This window comes from Haloglomus halophilum, from assembly GCF_024298885.1.
Taxonomy (GTDB): Archaea; Halobacteriota; Halobacteria; order Halobacteriales; family Haloarculaceae; genus Haloglomus; species Haloglomus halophilum.
This window is the reverse complement of sequence record NZ_CP101166.1, coordinates 1,719,878-1,738,201: the sequence shown is the minus strand read 5'-3', so window position 1 is coordinate 1,738,201 and position 18,324 is coordinate 1,719,878. Positions and strand designations below refer to the sequence as shown.

The window sequence follows — 18,324 nt, the reverse complement described above, 5'->3', positions numbered from 1 at the left end:
GGGCCTCACCTCGACACCGACGGTGGAGGGGGGAGATACCATGACCAGCGACAGACAACTCATCGACCTGACCCGGCGCAAGCTACTCATCGGCGCCGGCGCCATCGGCCTCGCCTCCGCGGGCGCCGGCCTCGGCACCTCCGCCCTGTTCAGCGACCGCGAATCCTTCGACGGGAACGCCGTCGTCGCCGGGACGCTCGACCTGCTCGTCCACTACGAGTCGGTCTACAACGGCGCGCCCGCGGAGAACCTCGCGCCGAGTCCCTCGGGGACGGCCGACGGCGCCGCGGCGCTGTTCTACACCCTCGAAGACGTGAAACCCGGCGACAGCGGGAGTGTCGAGTTCTGCTTCGAGCTGAACACGAACCCTGCGTACCTCTGGTTCTGCACCGAGGGGACCGCCGACGCCGAGAACGGCCAGAACGAGCCCGAACTGGAGGCCGAGGGCGCGGACGCGGACGGACTCGGCGAGCTCGACGACGAAATCCTCGTCGATGCGTTCTACTGCGACGAGGACGGCGACCCCGTCGACGGCGGCGAGATCGCCTCGGGCATGACGCTCGCGGAGTTCCTCGCGACGTACACGGCCGGGGCGCCGCTGAACGCCGACGCCGTTGCGGTCGCGCCCGGCGCCCAGACGCCCTACCCCCCGAGCGCGGAGCCAGGAGTGACCACCGGTCCCTGCCTCTGCATCGAGTGGGAGCTCCCGGCTGCCGTCGGCAACGAGGTCCAGTCCGACTCGGTGGCGTTCGACATCGACTTCCACGCCGTCCAGGCCCGCAACACGGACGGCACCGAGAACCCGTGCTGCGAGCCGTCGACGACCTCGCTGTCGACCGGCGTGGCCGACTGGCAGGTCCTCGCCAGCCCCGACGGGACGACGGGTGCCGCGCAGGCCATCTCGGCCCACCCCGCGTGGTACCCGAACGTCAACCCGAACGACCCGGACGTGCCCGCCGAGTGCGACGCAGAGTGGGTGAACCCGTACGGCGGCGACGGGCAGACCGACCAGCCCGCGGGGTCCTACGTCTACGAACTGACGTTCGTGGCCCCGGCGACCACCTCGGCCGCGAACCCCTGCACGCTGTCGGGCACGCTCGCGACGGACAACACCGGGCGTCTGCTGCTCGACGGCGTTCAGATCGCCGGCCTCGGGAACGCCAACCCGGCGGACTTCCAGGACCCGACGAGCTACTCGGCCGCCGTCACCACCCCGGGCACGCACACGCTGCGCGCCGAGGTGGAGAACAACCCGAGCCCGAGCGGCGAGCCGGCCAACCCGACCGGGCTGTTCGTCTGCGCGCGGCTGGACTGCCCCTGCTCGGTGCGTGACGTCTGAGCGGTCGTCCACACCGGCTGACGATTCCGGCCCCCGCTCGGCGCTCCGCGCCGACGACGGGCGCGGCGGTTCGTCCTCCCCACGGCCCGAACGGCCGTTCATGGGCTGGATGAACGGGACTGAGCCATCCATAGAACCGCGGTAACGACACCGTACCACCGGTAATCCGGCTGTACGCGACCCATACCTATGCCCCCCTCAAGCGAAGAGGGGAGCGTCAACCGGGCACTGCCCGGCCCCTCGCGACCGACGCGGGGACATCACACAGCATGACACACTTAACCCGACGCCAACTGCTCGCCGCAGCCGGTGTCGCCGGCGTGGGCACCGGGCTCGCCGGCGCGGGACTGGCCCGCGCGACGGCCCGTGACCCGCCCTACGCGCGGTACACCTATGCTGCGCCCGGCGACACCGACGAGCGGCGCCTCCGCGTCGCGTGGTACGAGACCTACACGACCGACGGCACCCGGACGTTCGTCGAGAGCACGAACAGCTCCGGCGAGACCGACCGGACCACGGTCTTCGACCCCGCGAGCGAGCCGACCTACGTGAACGACCCCGGCCCGGTCATCAGCCTGCCGAACGTCCTCCCGGGTGACTCGGGCGTGGTGGTGGTCGGACTCGAGGCCCAGCCCCTCGACATCGACGACGAGGGCGTCGACGTCTGGCTCCAGATCGGACTGACCGGGAACGCCGAGAACGGCGTCAACGAGCCCGAATCCCTCGACCCGGGCGAGGACGACCCGCTCGGCCCCGGAAGCGGCGACGCCGACTCCGGCGAGCTGGCCGACGAGGTCGAGATCCGCGTCTGGAAGGACGGCGGCTTCATGACCGGCTGTGACGGGGACTACGATTCCCTGTCCGAGACCAGCCTCGCGAACGATTCCCTGGCGGCCGTGAGCTCGACCGACCCCCTCGCCGACGGCGAACTGGTCGTCGAGTGTCTCCCACAGGGGAGCGCACGCTGCGTGGGCTTCCGCTGGGAGCTCCCCGGGGAGACGGGGAACCACATCCAGGGCGACAGCGCGGGCTTCGACCTGCGGTTCCACGGGCAGTCCTGTGGCGCCGAGAACCCGTTCGTCGGAGGGTCCCAATGAACCAGGACCCGCGTGCGGGCCTCTCGGATGAGCGCGCGGTCGCCGGCCTGAGCCGGCGACAGCTACTCGCGGCCATGACGGCCGTCGGCGCGACCGGCGGCTTCGTCGGCGTCTCGACCGGCGCCAGCCTGTTCGACCGCGAGCGCCTCGACGGGCGGTTCGTGGCCGGCATCGTCGACCTCGGCATCGCCCACTCCGTGAACGGTGGCAACGAGCAGTTCACCGACGGCAGCACGGTCTCGCTCGATCTGGGCGAGCTGGAGCCCGGCAGCGAGAACGGCGGCCACGCCGACCTGCGGCTCGTTCTCCCGGACACGGGGAACGACGCGGCGCCCAACAACCCGGCGTACCCCTGGTTCCGTCCCTCGTGTATCGACACGTCGGGCGGCCTCGTCGACGACCTCCAGGTGACGCTGAGGTACGTCGACTGCGCAACCGGAGACGTGGGTGCGGTCGTGTTCTCCTGGGGCTCGCTCCGCGAGTTCGTCGAGACGTTCCGCGAGGGCTTCGCCCTCGACGGCCGTTCGCGACCGAACCGCACGCCCGGGAACCAGGCCTGCCTGGACGACACGGTCTGCCTCCGGCTCGACTACCACCTCGCGAGCGACTTCGAGGGGGAGGGGACCGCGCAGGTCGACATCGACTTCGTCGCGACCCAGTGTCGCAACCACACGGGCGAGGAGAACCCGTTCGCCGGGAGTCCCGGACGACTCTGTGACGAACCGCCCGAGGAGGAGCCCGACTACAAGGGCATCAGCTACATCGAGGTCTGGACCGAGGTCGAGGGAGTCTGCAAGCCGCTCGGCAAGCTGGAGCTCGACAGCCGGCTGGTCGACCAGTGCGCCCCCCTCGTGGCGCCTGGCGACGGCGATCCGGCCAACGACCCGGACATCGGTGACAGCTTCGTCCGCCCGGGACGCTACAGCCTCCCCGATGACCTGCCGGCGTCCGGTCCGTGTACCGATACCGGCTACGACATCCGTATCACGGCGACCGCGACGAAGGACGGCGGCACGGAGACGACGGCCGTGGCGTTCGAACTCCTGAACGACGACGGTACCGCGGGACCGGACCTCTGCACGGTCGTGATCAAGGGTGGCTCCGGAACGACGGTGTACGACGGGGACGACCTCGACGGCAACGCCACGGCAGGACTGCTGTACGCCCCGGAGGGCGGACGATGACCGCCGAGGGAGAACGCGCGGTCCACCGCGCGAACCGCGCACTCGTGAGCGCGCTGGTGCTCGTTGTCGTGCTGGCGGTGGTGGCCCCGTTCGCCGCGTTCGGCGTCCCGCAGCTGGTCGGCGCCGACCGGAGCTACGTCGTCCTCTCGGGGTCGATGGAGCCGTACATGTCCGCCGGCGACGCGGTCATCGTCGCCGCTGGCCCGGCCGCGAGCATCCGCAAGGGCGACGTCATCACGTACCAGCGCGGGGGCGGCATCCCGACGACCCACCGGGTCGTCGAGCGCGTGACCGACGAGCAGGGGGTCGCCTTCCGGACGATGGGTGACGCCAACGAGGACCCCGACCCCGCGCTCGTCCGCCCGGCCAGTGTGGTCGGGGAGGTCGTGCTGGTCATCCCGTACATCGGGTACGTGGTCCAGTTCGCCAACACCCCCATCGGCATCGTGTCGCTGGTGGTCGTCCCCATCGGCCTGCTGGTGGTCTCGGAGCTGTGGCGCTACGTGGCGTCCCGGCGCCGCCGGAAGGCGCCGACCGCCCCGCGGCCCGCCATCCGGCGTGGCGTGGCGGCGACGGACGTGGTCGACACGGCCGACGAGCCACGGAAACCGACGCCTCGGGCTTCGGCAACGTCGCAGGCGACGACCGCCACCGCGCCGGAACCCGGACGGACCACGCCGGAACCCCGGCGGACGACGACCGCCGACGCCGGCCAGGGGTCCGCCAGCGGTGGCGGGTCCCAGCCCGTCTACGGCGTGAAGACGCTGGACCTCGGACTCACCTTCGGGGTCCTCGTGGTGCTGGCGGCCTACAGCGGCTGGATGCTGTACAACGAGATCCGCGTCGAGTCCGCGATGGTGCTGGCGGGGGCCGTGATGGCCCTGCTGTTGCTCGCCGTGACCTGGCTGCTGGCGGCGCGTGCCGCCCGTACCCCTGACGGGGGCGGCCCCCGTGAGCCCGAACGACAGACCGACCGCCCCGGCGGTGCGAGCGCGCCCCCGTCGCGCCCGGGACCCGAGCGGGGACAGGAGTCCGCAGATGATTGAGATACGAACCCGGCGCGCGATGGCGACCCTGCTGATGGTCACCTTCCTGCTCACGGCGGCGGTCGGTGGCGGTGCCACCCTCGCCACCCTGAGCGACACGGAGACGGTGAGCGTCACGGTGAGCGCCGATGTCCCGCCGAACGAGAACGGGAAGGAGAACAGCAACGGGAACGGCAACGGGAACGGCAACGGGAACAGTAACGGCGGCGTATCGGCGCGCGCCACGGGAACCGACGAGCCGGACGAGAGCAACGCCACGGACGACCCAGAGGTGGGCACGACCGAGGGCACGGAGCCGGTCGAGCAGGATTCCGGGATGGAGCCGACGCCGACCTCGACACCGACGCCGACACCGGAACCAGAGCCCGCACCGACACCGGAACCAGAGCCCGCACCGACACCGGAACCAGAGCCCGCACCGACACCGGAACCAGAGCCCGCACCGACACCGGAACCAGAGCCCGCACCGACACCGGAACCAGAGCCCGCACCGACACCGGAACCAGAGCCCGCACCGACACCGGAACCAGAGCCCGCACCGACACCGACATCGAGCGGTGAGACACCCACCGTGACCGACACGTCGGGCTGACGCCGTGGCTGGCGGTCGGTACGCTTCTGCTGCGACGAGGCCGTCGCTACATGTGGTATCCCGACGAGTGTCGCCCGCGCCCGCCATGGGGCGGGTCGCGCGAGCGAGCGAAAGGGAGTGTGTGTGCGTGTGTCCGCGTTACCGACCGCGGCGGTCGGGGAGCGGAGCGTGTGACTCCCACATCCTCCATCTGACCCGGGCGCTGTCTCCGTAATAGGCTTTGTGTCATACCGTTCGTCGGCCGTCAGACGGTGGTCACACTGACCGGCGATTCGTCAGACGCACGACGGACCCGGACCGCCGTATGCCTCCCCTCCAACCCGGTGCCTGCGGGCGGACGCGCCCGTCGGCCCGGCCCGCAGCCGGGTCAGTACTCGGTTCCCTTCCGCGCTCGCTGCCCGGCGTCGATGGGGTGGCGGTGCTTGCGGACCTCGCTCACGAGGTCGGCGGCGTCGCCGAGGAACTCCGGCGGGGCGTGCCCGCCGGTCAGGACGAGTTCGAGGTCGTCGGGCTTGGACTCGACCAGTTCCACCACGTCAGCCGGGGCGACCAGGTCGCGCTCGGCCGCGTAGAGCACCTCGTCCAGCACGAGCATGTGCATCCCCTCGTCGGCATCGGCGTCCGGGTCGAACGGCGTCGACAGGTTCGCGTCGGCTGCCGCCGCGACGAGGTCGCGAGCGCGGTCCATCCCCGCGTCGGCCTCGGCAGAGTGGTCGCGCTCCTCGCTCCCGTCGGGCATCGCGTGCCAGCCGTAGTGGCCGAGATTCTCGTAGCTGAACCCGGGGAGCGCGGCGATGGCGTTGTACTCGCCGCGAACGTCCTCCACCGAATCCGCGCCGCCCTTCATGAACTGCAGGACGTGGACCCGGTAGCCGTGCCCGACCGCGCGCATCGCCATCCCGAACGCGGCCGTGGTCTTCCCCTTCCCGTCGCCCCACCAGACCTGCACGAGGCCGAACTCGTCGGGCGCGGCGGGCTCGATATCCCGGGCCTCGGGCCGGACGCCGCGACCGGGCGTGTTCGCGCGGGTATCCTCGGGGCTCGCGTCCTCAGTCATCGTCGTCGTGGGAGTGGCCGTCGCCGTGTGCGGGGCCGTCGTCGTGGGAGTGGCCGTCACCGTCGCCGCCCTCGGCGGCCGCCATCGCCTCCTCCAGCACGCCGTCGAAGTCGTCGACGGGCAGGACGGAGTAGTCGACGCTGAGGGTGTCCTGGGTCGCGCGGACCTTGCCGACGAAGCCGGAGATCTCCTCCAGCGACCCCTCGACGATGAACAGCTCCATGCAGTAGTGGTCGCCGACGTGGTTGTGGACGTTGGAGGTGACGAGGTCCTCGTGGGCGTGGCGCAGCTGCATCATCCGCTCCTCGGCGTTGGAGGTCTCGTAGTTGAAGACGACGGTGACGACGCCGAGCAGGTCCCGGCCCTCCAGCCGCTTGTTCTCGAACTCGCTCAGCAGGTTCCGGGCGCCCTCCCTGACGACCTCGCTCCGACCGGTGTAGCCGTGTTCCTCCGCGAACTCGTCCAGCCGGTTCACGAGGGACTCGGGCATCGAGATGCTCACGACGGTCATGTTAGTAATCCCGGGGCGTTCCGATATTAAGGATTCGTGTAGTGATGGCGGGCGAGCGCGGCGCCGGGACGGGTCAGTCGACCTCGAGTGGCGTCTCCTCGCGGACGTTGCGCGCCGGGTCCGAACTGGTCAGCCGGCCGACCAGCGTACCGACCAGCGCCAGGAGGACGCCGACGATGAACCCCAGGATGGCGAGGCGGTCGAACCCCGCCTGTCCCGCGGTCGGCGTGGGGAGAGACAGGTTGTACGCGACCGCTCCCCACGCGAGGAGGCCGGCAAGCGGGCCGATCGCGACCGTCGCCCCGATGACGACACCGTCGTTGGCGTAGCCGTGGAGCCCCGCCAGCAGCGCGGCCAGCCCACAGATGCCGAGCAGGAGCGGTTGCCCGACGGTGCGGAACCGCTCGAAGTCGAACACGGCGAGGCCACCCCAGACGGAAGCGACGACGACGAACGCGAGCGCCGCGACGATAGCGGCGTACGCGAGGTAGATGCCGCTCCGCCCCCGGTTGTAGCCGAACAGGAGTTCCAGCGCCGTCCGGACGCGCGGGTCTACCATGTCCACCGGTGGCGGCGCGCGGGGTATAACCCTTGACACCCGCCCTCGACACACACGGCCCACCGAGGCGGCGTCCGGCAGGGCTTTCCGGGCCGCTCGCCGAGCAGCGTAGCGATGGCATCCACGGGCGAGCACGCCGGCCCGTTCCCCGGCGAACGCGACGAATCCCTCCGGACGCGGCTGGAGCGACGACTGTTCAACTTCTTCCCCGCGTACCGCCTCGGCGGCGGCCGCGTGAAGTACATCAGCCGCGACTGGCGCGAGGTCCACGTCGCCGTCCCGCGGTCGCTGTGGACGCGCAACTACGTCGGCACCATCTTCGGCGGCTCGATGTACGCCGCCGTCGACCCCATCTACATGCTGATGTTGATTCGTACCCTCGGCGACGAGTTCACCGTCTGGGACAAGTCCGCCGAGATCCGCTTCCGGAAGCCCGGCGAGTCCACCCTCCACGCGAAGTTCGAGTTGTCCGAGGCCGAGACCGACGCCATCCGCGAGGAACTCGCCCCCGGCGAGTCGACCGACCGCGTCTACGAGGTCGAGCTGGTGGACGAGGAGGGCGTGGTCCACGCCGAGGTGGAGAAGACGCTGTACGTGCGCCGGGACGAGTGAACGCGGGGCCGGTGCGCCAGCCGGGAGCCGAGCGAGACTTGTGGCTCGGGTGGCTACCGACCCACATGACTGACGACGCGGCCGGCGACGGCTGGTCCCGCGAGGCTGCCGTCGACCGCCTCGCCGAGCTGGTCGATACCATCGAATCCGAGCGGATGCCCGTCCCCGTGCGGGAGGTGTGGGTGACCGGCGACCTCGTCCTCGGGGTCGACCCGGTCGAGCGCCTGGAGGTGTACCTGACGAAGGACCTGCTGTTCAAGGACGCCCCCGAGCGCGACGAGGAGTTCCGGAAGTCCCACGGCGTGCAGGGGGTCGGCAAGACCGTCTCGGCGGCGTGGGCCGACGAGCACCCCGATAACCTCCGCGCGAACGCGAACGGCCACGCCGCCCCCGAGAAGTGCCTCGCGGCGCACCTGTTCGGCGACGGCGACGAGCCCGTCCACCTCGAGGTGTGCAACACGGGCTTCGAGAACAACGTCACACAGCGGCTGCGGGGGGCCCGCGCGCGTGAAGATTACACCCAGTTGCTCGACCCGCGGGCCGCGTGTCTGTGGGTCCAGGGGGAGGACGGCGGCGTCCGGAGCGACGAGGCGTTCCGGAAACTCCGGGAAGGCGAGTTCGTCTTCCCGACGCTGTCGAAGGCGCTGGAGATGCTGGAGATGGACTCCGAAGAGGCCGAGACCGCGGCCGCGGAACTGCGCGCGCACCGGCGCGAGCGCGACGGGCAGACGGTGCGTGGCGACGTGGTCTGACTCGCTCGGTGGCCGACCCGTCGTCGGATTTTACTCCCGTCGCCCCCGTGGTATCGGTATGGTGGACGCGTTCGAGGCGGTCAGCTTCCTGACGCGGTCCGAGAACCGCGTCGACGTGCTGGAGTGCCTCGCGGGGGGGCCGTACACGGAGCGCGAACTGGTGGCCGAGACCGGCGTGTCGGACGTGACGGTGGGGCGCGTGCTGGAGGACTTCGAGGAGCGTGGCTGGGTCGTCGAGACCGACGACGGCTACCGCCGGACCCGCATCGGCGAGCTGGTGGCCGAGGACTACGCCCGCCTCCACGACTCGATGGACCTGGCCTGCCGGCTGGGGCCCGTCCGGGACCTGCTCCCGGTCGAGGAGTTCCCGTTCGACCTCCGCCTGCTGACCGACGCGCGGGTGTCGGACCCGGACCGGTTCGACCCGCTGCGGGCCGTCGACCGGTGGAAGGAACTGCTCCGCGGTGCCGACCGGTTCGTCGGTGTCGCGCCGGCCGCGACGGGGACGACGGTCGTCGCCGAGCCGTTCCACGAGGAGATAACCGAGAACGGCCTGGCGTTCAGTGCCGTCGTCTCCCAGCGGTACTACGAGACGGTCACGGAGCGCGCCGAGACGCGGCGACTGGTCCGCGAGGAACTGGAGGCCGGCGCGGAGATGTACCTCGCCGCGGACGAGACAGAGTTCCAGGTGTCGGTCGCGGCGTTCGACGACGTGGCCACGATATCGGCCTACGACGACGCGGGCAACCTCCGGGCGGGCGTCGAATCCCGCGCGGAGCCGGTTCGCGAGTGGGTGCTGGACACCTACGAGTCCCACCGCGAGGACGCCACCCGGCTGACGCCCGCGGACTTCCCGGAGTGACCCCCGGCACACGCCGTGTCGAGATACACGCCGTGTGACGCATACGAGGCTAGTGTCATTTCACCGATAATAAACAAGTGACACGCACCCGCACACCCATCCGGGGATGCACCCCGGATTCCGATGAACTTCGCGAACTACGTCGAGTTCCAGGCCGCCGACCGGCCGGCGGAACTCGCCATCACCGACCCGAAACGGGAGATGAGCTACGGGGAACTGGATGCCGAGACGAGCGCGGTGGCGAACGGCCTGGCGGGACTGGGCGTCGAGCCGGGCGACCGCATCGCGCTGTTCCTGCCGAACCTGACGACGTTCCTCACGAGCTACCTCGGCGCGATGAAGCTGGGGGCGATTCCGGTGCCCATCAACCTCCGGTTCGGACAGTCCGAGATCGCCCACGTCGTCACCGACGCCGACCCCGAGGCCATCGTCGTGCTGGGTGAGGCTGCTCCAGCGTTCGCGGAGAAGCCACTCGACGCCGAACTGGTGGTCGTCGGCGACGACGTACCCGAGGGCACCACCCCGTACGGCGGCCTCGTCGCGGACGCCGCGAAGGAGTTCGAAATCGAGCCCCGGCTGGACTCCGAGGTCGCAGAGATTCTCTACACCAGCGGCACCACTGGCCGGCCGAAGGGGGTCCAGCACACGCACGGCAACCTCGCCGCGAACGCCCGCGGGGGGCGGGCACTGATGGAGTACGGGCCGGACACCTCGTTCCTGACCGTCGCCCCGTGCTTCCACGCCTCCGGACTGAACGCGACGACGACGCCGTCGCTGGTCCACGGCGCACAGAACCACTTCCTGCCGGAGTGGGACCCGGAACTCGCACTCCGGACGATGGCCGACCGCGACGTGACCTACACGATGCTCATCCCGACGATGGTGCTGGACCTGCTGGAGCACGGCACCGAGGGGTACGACCTGTCGGCGTTCGAGTCGCTCAACGTCGGCGGCTCGCCGATGCCGGCCGAGCGTATCGAGGAGGCCGAGGCCGCGCTGGGCTGTGACCTCTACGAGGGGTACGGGATGACCGAGACGACGCTGGGCGCCGCGGGCAACACGCCCGGACAGGACGTCTACAAGGCGGGCAGCATCGGCACCGTCGCCGAGGAGTGGGCCGAGGTCCGCATCGAGGACCCCGAGACCGGCGGGGAAGTCCCGCAGGGCGAGAAGGGCGAGTTGCTCTGGCACGGTGACGTCGTCATGAAGGGCTACTGGAACCTGCCGGAGAAGAACGACGAGGTGTTCTTGGAGCGGGAGGGCACGGAGTGGCTCCGCTCGGGCGACGTCGGCCACGTCGACGCGGACGGCCACCTGTTCCTCGACGACCGCATCGACGACATGTTCATCTCCGGCGGGGAGAACGTCTATCCCCGCGAAATCGAGGACGTCATCTACGAACTCGACGGCGTGCAGGAGGCCGCCGTCGTGGGCACGCCCCACGAGCGCCTGGGCCAGCAGGTCACCGCCATCGTCCGCGGGGACGTGACCGCCGACGAGGTGCAGGACGTCTGCCGGGGCGCGCTGGCCGACTACAAGGTCCCCCGCGAGGTCCACGTCCGCGACGAGCCGCTGCCGCAGACGGCGACCATGAAACTCGACAAGGTCGCGCTGCGGGACGAGTACGGGGAGTAGCGGACCGGGGACGCGTTACTCGCTTGCCACGTCCCAGTCCTCGCCGCCGACAGCGTGTTCGAGGGGGGTCCACGCGCCCGGCTCGGCCATCCGTTCATCGACACGGAGTTCGACGCCCCCGTCGGCGGTCCGGACCCGGACGTGGCGGTCGCAGAAGTGGCTCAGCGTCTCGACGGTCCGGTCGTCCGCGAGCGAGGCGTCGATGGCGAAGACGCCGAGGTCGTCGGTCGCGATGATGCGGCCGGTCAGCATGTGGACGAAACGGGACACCTCCCGGAGCGAGGCGTGCGCCAGCAGCGACGACAGCGACAGGAGCCCGATTCGGACGTTGTCGGCCGTCGCCGCGATCTTCTCGTAGAGGACGGAGAACTCCACCTCGATACCCGTCAGGTCGCCCGGGTTCGAGATGGGCTCGGCGTGGGTGGTGAACCGCTCCTCGTCCCGGTCGCCCGGGCCCGTGCAGTCGACGATGCCGAGCCGCGACCGGTCGACCGACCGCGTGGGGCGGTCGAGCCGTTCGAGCAGGCCGCGCCCCCCGAGGTCGGCGGCGACGAGGAGGAGCGACTCGGCGCTCGACTCCGCGGTGAGGAGGTCGAGCGCGAACTCGCGAGCGAGCGTCCCCGACGGGCTGCTGACCAGCAGGTTCGTGCCCGGCGTGGCCGCCTCCAGAGGGATGCCGGGCTGGAACTCGTAGCGGAAGGCCTCGGAGCCCTGGGGCATCACCGGTCACCCCCGGCCGCGGCGGCCTCGTGGCCCGCCAGCCGACCGTACACCTCGAACCACTCGACCGCCGACGCCGCGAGGAGCTGCAGGTACCCCGCCTCCTCGTCGGAGAACGTCCGCGGTTCGGCGTCGTAGACACAGAGCGTGCCGACCGGGAGCCCCGCGTCGGTCCGGAGCGGGGCGCCGGCGTAGAACCGGATGTCGTGCGCGGCGAGCGTCTCGTTGTCGGTGAAGCGCGGGTCCGCCGCCGTATCCTCGACGACGGTGACCCCCTCGTCGAGGATGGCGTACGTGCAGATGGACTGCTCGCGCGGCATCGAGGGCAGGTCGGGACCGGTACAGGCGAGCACCTCCTGTGTGGACTCCGCGACGATGTTGACCGACGCCCGGTCGAGGTCGAAATGCCGGACGGCGAGCTCGGTGACGCGGTCGAGCGCCGCGGCGAGCGCGTCGGAGCCGAGGTCCAGCCCCGTCAGCGTGGCCAGCCGCGCGGACTCGTCGACGGGAAGCGGGTAGGCCGTCTGGGTGCGCCGCTGGGCGGTCACGGTGACGAGCGCCGCCAGCCGGTCGGCCGCGGCGGGCCCCTCGCGGTGGAGGTACTCGACGACGAGCGGCGCCTCGAGCCCCTCGGTCACCGTCTCCCGGTCGGCGGCGGTGTAGAGGATACACCCGATGTCCTGGGCCCGGTCGCGGACGTACCTGACGAGGTCGAGGCCGGTGCCGTCCGGGAGGTCGTACTCGGTGACCAGACAGTCGATGTCGGTCTCCTGCAACTGCTGTCGTGCTGCTGCGACCGAGTCGCTCCAGACGACGGAGAGCTCCGACTCGGCGGCCAGTCGGGCCCGTGGCCCGTCAGGGCCGTCGTCGGGGTCGACACAGAGGACGGTTGCCTCGCTCATACCGGTGGATGTGCGTACTCGCTCCGCACCCGGCATAAACACTCGGGGGGAACGGTGGCTCGACGGAGCGCAGCGGCCCCGGGCGCTCACTCGGCGGCGAGTTCCCGGACCTTCTCGATGTTCCAGGCGAAGCTCCGCCCGTCCTCGGTCGGCGTCTCCAGCACGAGCGGCACGTCACCGACGGCGTCGTGGTTGACGAACGCGGACATCCCGTCCTCCCCGATGTGGCCCTCGCCGATGTGGGCGTGTTCGTCCTTGTTCGTCCCGCATTCGTGTTTGGAGTCGTTGAGGTGGACGCAGGCGAGGCGGTCCAGGCCCACCGTGTCGGCGAACTCGGCGAACGTCTCGTCGACGCCCGCGGGCGTGGAGATGTCGTAGCCCGCGGCGAACATGTGCGCGGTGTCCAGACAGACCTCGAGGTCGTGGCGGGACTCGTCGCAGACGTACGCGAGGTGGTCGAACCGGCCGCCGAGTTTCGTCCCGGAGCCGGCATCGGACTCGACCAGCACCGTCACGCCGTCGGGCACGTCGAGTTCGTCGAGGGACTCGACGGCGTTCTCCAGCCCGCCCTCGACGCCCGCGCCGGTGTGCGCGCCGAGGTGGACGTTGACGTAGTCGATGTCGAGGCGGTCGGCGACATCGAGTTCCGTCTGCATCGAGGCGACGGATTTCTCGTGGAGGTCGTCCTTGGGCGTACAGAGGTTGACGAGGTACGAGGAGTGGATGACCCACGGTCTGACATCGTGTTCGGCGGTGAGGTCACGGAACGCCGCGGCGTCGTCCTCGTCGATGGACGGGTCCGCCCACACCTGTGGGGAGTGGCTGAATATCTGCCCGCAGTTGCCGTCGTACTCCAGTTGCTCCTCGACCGCGTTCTGGACGCCACCCGCGATGGAGGTGTGCGCGCCGACTCTGAGCATGGCCGCCTGTCCGCCCGGGCCGAGGTAGTGCCTTCCGATTCCATGCCTCGATCGCGAACTCGTCGGTCAGGTCCCACTCCTCATCGTGGCGCTCGGCTCCGCCCGGGCCTCCGCCCGCATCTGCTTGACCCGCGCCGCGTCGTCGAGGAACGCCTCCACGGCTCCCAAGTCGCGACCATCAGTCGACACGTAGGGAGGGCATGGAAGATGGCACACGGTTGTCCCGACAGAGGTCCCCCCCGGGGATCAGGGCCCAGCATCGTCGTTTATTGATCACCACCAGCGCATCGAGCCGGTGACAAGCCTCCACCTCATCTGCCTGAAAGCATCACCTGAAAGGTTCGTATCGACGGCCGCCGCGCAGGAATCTCCGTACGTTCATACCGGATGGCAGAGCAACGCCCCGGTGATGGCCACGCACACGCTGTCCGTGACCGTTGGAACCCATCCGAACGAGCCCGATACGGAAATCTCGCTCTCGGAAGACGCTCTCTCGAGTGGCTGTTACCTTGGCGGCAATCACCCGGAGCGCCAGACCGCACTCCTCCACGACTGGTGTGTGCAGTGGGCCGAACGCGGGCACGGGTTCTGTTACGTCCATCCGCGTGGCCCGGCTCCGCGGGAGCTGCTTGCCCGCCTCCCGGAGCACCGGCTTGACGATGTCGTCTGGATCGATTTCCGGCGGAGCCGCCAACCCGACAGCCTGGATGTCCCGCCGGTCCGACGGGTCGGTGTCGACCCGTTCGCTGGAGCGGCACCCGATATCGATGCGGACGAGCTGCTCACGGATCCGGTCGCGGGTCGGTGTGCGGACTGGCTGGCCGCCTGCAAAGCCGGTCGCGACGTTGATTGGAACGCTGCGCGGGCTCTGGCAACACTGTTGCCGCTGGCCATCCGTCACGATGGCCTGACAGGCCGAGAGCTTCGGGAAGCGCTGTGGGCTGCCCACTCGGACTCGGAAAGGGTCGACACACTGACCGAGCAGCTGGCGCCCGGGGCGCGATTCCACCTCGAACATGCGGTGGAACTGGATGCGGATGTCCTCCGGACCCTGACCTTCTGTCTCGGCGATCCGCTGGATTCGTTCCCCAGCAACCCCCTGAATGGCGCCTCGACCTATCCGATCGAGGACACAGTACCGACTGAGGACATCATCCTCGTCACTGGTTCGTTGCCGAAGCCAAGCGCCTACGGACGGAACTCGATCGATACCATCGGGACCTACCTGCTCATCCTGACAGTCGTCCGGCGGCTGTGGGAAGGCGCCCAACAGCGGCCCTCCGACTGGACCAACCAGATGCCACTGGTCCTGGACCGGGTGACCGACTGCAGTCCGGGCGACGACCGCCTGCTTCCGGAACTCATCAGGGGCGCCGCCGACGCCGCGCTCGTTCCGATTCTCTCCGGCCCGGAAACGGGGGAGTTGCCGCGCCGTCTCAGAATGCCGGTTACGGGAGCGGTCGATGCACGAGTGCAGTTCATCGACCCCACAGCGCCGGGGACGACGCCGCTACCGGATGGGGACAGCGATGCGATGGAACAGGCCATCGATCGTGAACAGGCCCACGCGATCGATTCGGCGCCTCGCTGCTGGGTCTCTACTGGGAACGCCGGGCGACTCAGCGGGAAGCCGCATGCTGAAGGGACGACCCGTCCGGCGCATCCGGGCGACCCGCCGCGGACCCGGCACGGTGCAGCCGCGATCGGGACGGCCATCACCGAGAGTGTCACCCGACATGGGAAGATTCCGGACTGGGCCACGGAGGACCTGCTCCAAGAGGGTAGAGAGGAGTAATCCGCCGTCGGGATTACTCTGCATCAGGTAATCTCCTCGATCAACTCGAATCCATTTTTGAACTGAACGCGAGCGTCGAACTCATTTCGTGAGAGTGCAGAGACGATACCCTCACCAGCGTCGATATCGGTTGTCACGATGCACGCGAATGCTGCGTCACCCGTGTCGAGGCGTTCTGCCGTAACTGCTGCAAGCGCGGTATCTGCTTTCTCAATCTGATCCTCCCGCCGGTTCGACGACCGCGCGATGAAGGTCCGTACATCGTCCATCACCTGCGACACGGTACTGTTCGTGTAGTCCGGTTCGTCAGCGACCGTCACCCACCCTGCATTGATCGCACTATTGATCGGGGTCTGGCCGGGTGTACTCCGATCCGGAGCACCACCGAGTTCGTCGTATACGCGCTCCGGGATCACGAACGTGATGTCGTTCCGTCGGGCGAACCGCTCCAACGCGGTGTACTTGTTGTTCTGCTGGCGGCCACAGGCGACGAACAGCCCGGTATCCGCGACCCAGACGACGTCCTCCTGCAGTAGATCGAAGGGCTCGCTCATCGGTGCTACTCGTTAATCCTCTGTCTCGGGTGGTTGCTCGCGGGCACTCTGAATGTCCTCAAAGTACGGATCGACTGACTTCATGTCGAGGACGACCTCCCGGAGGGCCTGCAAGACCGCGATAGCGAAGGCGTGCTGGAGATCGAGTTCCCGGGCAGCTACCCGCTCCGACATCTCGCCTTCAGCATAGGGGATCGCGTACGTGAGTGCGGCCGCAAGTTTTCCCAGGCCGTGCTTTTCGAGCAGGAGATCGAGATCCTGGTCGTGGGGCGAGCGGCCGAATGCCTCGATGAGGGTCGGCGTGACCGTGTATTCGTCGCCGTCGAGGTTGGCAGTGAGAGTGATCGGAACCGCGGAATACGTGTGCGTCTTCTGCTCCTCGTCCCGTGTCAGCACTCCGAGTTCGACGAGGGTACCTGTGTCCGAGTACGCGGTCGTCCGCGGCATCTCCAGTGCGTCAACGATGTCGTCGATGGTGATCTCGCCCTCGCGGAGGATGAACGTGTACAGTCGTGCCAGCCGCGGCTCTTCGAGAAGTTGGGCGACTGACAGGAGGCCGTTGATAGCCCGCTCGGGGTCTCCAGCGACTTTCGACATATAATTCATAATTCATAATTCGTGTATTGAGTAATAACGCTTGGGGGCCTTGCAGTCAGAATCCTCCGTGTCCTCTCCCGGTCTACAATTTTTTGACATCCTCCTCCGCCTGAAGGCGGAGGAATCCCGACCGCGTTTGGGGGAGCGGGGCCCGACCTCGGTTCCGGGTGTCCACGGCCCTGTGACTTCCAGCACGCTGGACGATGCTCCAGTCGTCCATACCCATATCGACTGTGCTCACTTAGCGCAGCTCACAGACGTTCGGTTCAACCCCGCCGGTGAGAAGCCGCCGAAGGTGTTCGCTGAGGGATTCGGCGAATTGCCGCTCCGCTGGTGTTCGACCTGCATGCATCGAGAACCGACCTCCGACCAGATTGAAGCGCAGTATGGGCCCTGAGTCGGTTGATACTCAGATCCAGCCGTGACCTGTAGAGATCACGTAGGATCTGATGCTCGAGACGGTTGGTTTGAAGCTAACCCGTTGTATCGGCAGAAGGCCAGTTATCTTCGAATCAGTCCGCAAGCCACGCCAACGCTTGATTGTGCTTCTGAAGATACGCTGGCTCAGGCCCCGTATCGAATGATATCTGCTCTCCCGCTTGCTCGATAATCGTCCGCTGGAGGATATCGCTCTGTGTGTCGAACTCCGGATTCACTCGAAGCCGGTAGTCCGCATCGATCGTGAACAGCTCCCGATCGAACGCCGCATGGTGGGTCTTGCTCAGCGGAAGGACGTTGCCAAGGTCCGCTCGATGGTCCGGATACTCGCTCCACGGGAGGACGTGCGCAACATCCAGCAGGGCCGGATGATCCACGTGTGAAACCGGGCACGTTCCATCGTGTCGCGAGAGCACCGTCGCTCGGAACTCCGGATCAACTGACCGCGCGACGACCGTCGTCTCGTACGTGGCAGCAGTCAACCCGTCACCAGTGCTCGAAACGGAGGTCTCCGCGGTTCCAGCCCATTGCTCCACAGCCCGGTCGATGAACTGGTGTCCCTCGTCAGTAAGAGCGTACAGGTCGCCATCCTTCTCGACGAGACCAAGGCTCCGGAGCCAGTTCGTCCGCTGTTTGGCCATATCGGGATTCGCCGGATTCCAGCCGAGTTCCGGATGCGTATCGAGCTGCTGGTGGCTGACCTCGTCAATCGTCATCGGGCCCGCGGACAGTGCGTAGAGGAGACTCCGGAGGCCGACGTTCCGACGAACCATGATCTCGAGCAGCGTCAAGGTCGTCTGCTCCGAGAGGTACGCTTCCCCTTCTGGACCGAGTTGCCAGTAGTCTCCAGCACGTCGAATGAACCCGACATCTTCCAGATAGTCGACCCGTCGGAGAATCGAGTCACGACTCGAGACACGCGCGAAGGTTCCGCGGTGCCACCCGACCAGTTCGTCCGTTGTCGGCTGGTGCTCGTCGACGAATTCGAGAATCGCATCAAGCGTCTCCACGTAGCTCGTCCCCCCGCCGAACATCGGAACGATGCTGCGGAGCCGTTCCGGCGACATGCTCACGACACTCCCACGGGCGCGACATGATCGTTTCCCCGACGAGACCGAACGAGCACCCGCATTTTCAGCTAAGAAGCGCCGC

The 18,324-nt window shown here is 68.5% G+C and carries 19 protein-coding genes; 10 read left to right on the top strand and 9 right to left on the bottom strand.

All coding sequences use genetic code 11. The features are described 5' to 3' along the window. Window positions 1–40: 40 nt before the first annotated feature. From NL114_RS08420 to NL114_RS08400, 5 genes are all read left to right on the top strand, one after another. Window positions 41–1,339, top strand: a complete 1,299-nt coding sequence (locus NL114_RS08420; RefSeq protein WP_254824344.1) for a SipW-dependent-type signal peptide-containing protein — start codon at window positions 41–43, stop codon at window positions 1,337–1,339. A 269-nt stretch (window positions 1,340–1,608) separates the two neighbouring features. Continuing rightward, on the top strand, window positions 1,609–2,436 hold the full coding sequence (locus tag NL114_RS08415; RefSeq protein ID WP_254824343.1) for a hypothetical protein: 828 nt from the start codon (window positions 1,609–1,611) through the stop codon (window positions 2,434–2,436). Continuing rightward, window positions 2,433–3,620 carry a hypothetical protein gene (locus tag NL114_RS08410; RefSeq protein WP_254824342.1) on the top strand — a complete coding sequence of 396 codons (1,188 nt, stop codon included), beginning with the start codon at window positions 2,433–2,435 and terminating at the stop codon, window positions 3,618–3,620. The genes NL114_RS08415 and NL114_RS08410 overlap by 4 nt, the downstream gene beginning before the upstream one ends. Then, a complete protein-coding gene (locus NL114_RS08405; RefSeq protein ID WP_254824341.1) occupies window positions 3,617–4,666 on the top strand; it encodes a signal peptidase I in 1,050 nt (349 codons plus the stop codon). The genes NL114_RS08410 and NL114_RS08405 overlap by 4 nt, the downstream gene beginning before the upstream one ends. Further along, the gene (locus tag NL114_RS08400) at window positions 4,659–5,258 is read left to right on the top strand and encodes a hypothetical protein (protein ID WP_254824340.1); all 600 of its coding nucleotides are present in this window, start codon (window positions 4,659–4,661) and stop codon (window positions 5,256–5,258) included. The genes NL114_RS08405 and NL114_RS08400 overlap by 8 nt, the downstream gene beginning before the upstream one ends. Before the next feature lie 367 nt (window positions 5,259–5,625). Here NL114_RS08400 and NL114_RS08395 read toward each other — a convergent pair whose 3' ends face one another. The 3 genes from NL114_RS08395 to NL114_RS08385 all read right to left on the bottom strand — a co-directional run bounded on the left by NL114_RS08395 (window position 5,626) and on the right by NL114_RS08385 (window position 7,385). After that, a complete protein-coding gene (locus NL114_RS08395; protein WP_254824339.1) occupies window positions 5,626–6,315 on the bottom strand; it encodes a cob(I)yrinic acid a,c-diamide adenosyltransferase in 690 nt (229 codons plus the stop codon). Continuing rightward, window positions 6,308–6,826 carry a CopG family ribbon-helix-helix protein gene (locus NL114_RS08390; RefSeq protein ID WP_350355406.1) on the bottom strand — a complete coding sequence of 173 codons (519 nt, stop codon included), beginning with the start codon at window positions 6,824–6,826 and terminating at the stop codon, window positions 6,308–6,310. The genes NL114_RS08395 and NL114_RS08390 overlap by 8 nt, the downstream gene beginning before the upstream one ends. Before the next feature lie 73 nt (window positions 6,827–6,899). Continuing rightward, the gene (locus tag NL114_RS08385; protein WP_254824338.1) at window positions 6,900–7,385 is read right to left on the bottom strand and encodes a hypothetical protein; all 486 of its coding nucleotides are present in this window, start codon (window positions 7,383–7,385) and stop codon (window positions 6,900–6,902) included. 114 nt (window positions 7,386–7,499) lie between these two features. On the opposite strand from NL114_RS08385, the gene NL114_RS08380 reads away from it, so the two are divergent. The 4 genes from NL114_RS08380 (at window position 7,500) to NL114_RS08365 (ending at window position 11,246) form a co-directional block, all read left to right on the top strand. Further along, window positions 7,500–7,997, top strand: coding sequence for a DUF4442 domain-containing protein (locus NL114_RS08380; RefSeq protein WP_254824337.1), 498 nt, complete (start codon window positions 7,500–7,502; stop codon window positions 7,995–7,997). Window positions 7,998–8,062: 65 nt separating this feature from the next. Further along, window positions 8,063–8,749: a DUF7095 family protein gene (locus tag NL114_RS08375; protein WP_254824336.1), complete on the top strand. Its 687-nt coding sequence runs from the start codon at window positions 8,063–8,065 to the stop codon at window positions 8,747–8,749. A gap of 58 nt (window positions 8,750–8,807) precedes the next feature. Next, entirely contained in the window at window positions 8,808–9,611 is an 804-nt protein-coding gene (locus NL114_RS21615) for a helix-turn-helix transcriptional regulator (protein WP_286671103.1), read from the top strand. Window positions 9,612–9,734: 123 nt separating this feature from the next. Continuing rightward, entirely contained in the window at window positions 9,735–11,246 is a 1,512-nt protein-coding gene (locus NL114_RS08365; protein ID WP_254824335.1) for a class I adenylate-forming enzyme family protein, read from the top strand. A 15-nt stretch (window positions 11,247–11,261) separates the two neighbouring features. Here the strand turns inward: NL114_RS08365 and NL114_RS08360 are convergent, their stop codons facing one another. From NL114_RS08360 to NL114_RS08350, 3 genes are all read right to left on the bottom strand, one after another. After that, window positions 11,262–11,966: a DUF7504 family protein gene (locus NL114_RS08360; RefSeq protein WP_254824334.1), complete on the bottom strand. Its 705-nt coding sequence runs from the start codon at window positions 11,964–11,966 to the stop codon at window positions 11,262–11,264. Next, window positions 11,966–12,868, bottom strand: coding sequence for a GAF domain-containing protein (locus NL114_RS08355; protein WP_254824333.1), 903 nt, complete (start codon window positions 12,866–12,868; stop codon window positions 11,966–11,968). The genes NL114_RS08360 and NL114_RS08355 overlap by 1 nt, the downstream gene beginning before the upstream one ends. Window positions 12,869–12,954: 86 nt before the next feature. Continuing rightward, window positions 12,955–13,788: a deoxyribonuclease IV gene (locus NL114_RS08350; RefSeq protein ID WP_254824332.1), complete on the bottom strand. Its 834-nt coding sequence runs from the start codon at window positions 13,786–13,788 to the stop codon at window positions 12,955–12,957. Between the two features lie 409 nt (window positions 13,789–14,197). On the opposite strand from NL114_RS08350, the gene NL114_RS08345 reads away from it, so the two are divergent. Continuing rightward, window positions 14,198–15,583, top strand: coding sequence for a hypothetical protein (locus tag NL114_RS08345; protein ID WP_254824331.1), 1,386 nt, complete (start codon window positions 14,198–14,200; stop codon window positions 15,581–15,583). 23 nt (window positions 15,584–15,606) lie between these two features. On the opposite strand, the gene NL114_RS08340 is transcribed toward NL114_RS08345, so the two are convergent. The 3 genes from NL114_RS08340 to NL114_RS08330 form a co-directional block, all read right to left on the bottom strand. Then, window positions 15,607–16,137: a PIN domain-containing protein gene (locus tag NL114_RS08340; protein ID WP_254824330.1), complete on the bottom strand. Its 531-nt coding sequence runs from the start codon at window positions 16,135–16,137 to the stop codon at window positions 15,607–15,609. 12 nt (window positions 16,138–16,149) lie between these two features. Further along, a complete protein-coding gene (locus NL114_RS08335) occupies window positions 16,150–16,734 on the bottom strand; it encodes a DUF7437 domain-containing protein (protein WP_254824695.1) in 585 nt (194 codons plus the stop codon). Window positions 16,735–17,246: 512 nt separating this feature from the next. Continuing rightward, window positions 17,247–18,182: an HNH endonuclease gene (locus tag NL114_RS08330; protein ID WP_254824329.1), complete on the bottom strand. Its 936-nt coding sequence runs from the start codon at window positions 18,180–18,182 to the stop codon at window positions 17,247–17,249. Window positions 18,183–18,324 lie beyond the last annotated feature (142 nt).

Coding starts and splice junctions, on each gene's coding strand:
- NL114_RS08420 (WP_254824344.1), top strand. CDS start 41: ATGACCAGCGACAGACAACTCATCGACCTGACCCGGCGCAAGCTACTC.
- NL114_RS08415 (WP_254824343.1), top strand. CDS start 1,609: ATGACACACTTAACCCGACGCCAACTGCTCGCCGCAGCCGGTGTCGCC.
- NL114_RS08410 (WP_254824342.1), top strand. CDS start 2,433: ATGAACCAGGACCCGCGTGCGGGCCTCTCGGATGAGCGCGCGGTCGCC.
- NL114_RS08405 (WP_254824341.1), top strand. CDS start 3,617: ATGACCGCCGAGGGAGAACGCGCGGTCCACCGCGCGAACCGCGCACTC.
- NL114_RS08400 (WP_254824340.1), top strand. CDS start 4,659: ATGATTGAGATACGAACCCGGCGCGCGATGGCGACCCTGCTGATGGTC.
- NL114_RS08395 (WP_254824339.1), bottom strand. CDS start 6,315: ATGACTGAGGACGCGAGCCCCGAGGATACCCGCGCGAACACGCCCGGT.
- NL114_RS08390 (WP_350355406.1), bottom strand. CDS start 6,826: ATGACCGTCGTGAGCATCTCGATGCCCGAGTCCCTCGTGAACCGGCTG.
- NL114_RS08385 (WP_254824338.1), bottom strand. CDS start 7,385: ATGGTAGACCCGCGCGTCCGGACGGCGCTGGAACTCCTGTTCGGCTAC.
- NL114_RS08380 (WP_254824337.1), top strand. CDS start 7,500: ATGGCATCCACGGGCGAGCACGCCGGCCCGTTCCCCGGCGAACGCGAC.
- NL114_RS08375 (WP_254824336.1), top strand. CDS start 8,063: ATGACTGACGACGCGGCCGGCGACGGCTGGTCCCGCGAGGCTGCCGTC.
- NL114_RS21615 (WP_286671103.1), top strand. CDS start 8,808: ATGGTGGACGCGTTCGAGGCGGTCAGCTTCCTGACGCGGTCCGAGAAC.
- NL114_RS08365 (WP_254824335.1), top strand. CDS start 9,735: ATGAACTTCGCGAACTACGTCGAGTTCCAGGCCGCCGACCGGCCGGCG.
- NL114_RS08360 (WP_254824334.1), bottom strand. CDS start 11,966: ATGCCCCAGGGCTCCGAGGCCTTCCGCTACGAGTTCCAGCCCGGCATC.
- NL114_RS08355 (WP_254824333.1), bottom strand. CDS start 12,868: ATGAGCGAGGCAACCGTCCTCTGTGTCGACCCCGACGACGGCCCTGAC.
- NL114_RS08350 (WP_254824332.1), bottom strand. CDS start 13,788: ATGCTCAGAGTCGGCGCGCACACCTCCATCGCGGGTGGCGTCCAGAAC.
- NL114_RS08345 (WP_254824331.1), top strand. CDS start 14,198: ATGGCCACGCACACGCTGTCCGTGACCGTTGGAACCCATCCGAACGAG.
- NL114_RS08340 (WP_254824330.1), bottom strand. CDS start 16,137: ATGAGCGAGCCCTTCGATCTACTGCAGGAGGACGTCGTCTGGGTCGCG.
- NL114_RS08335 (WP_254824695.1), bottom strand. CDS start 16,734: ATGTCGAAAGTCGCTGGAGACCCCGAGCGGGCTATCAACGGCCTCCTG.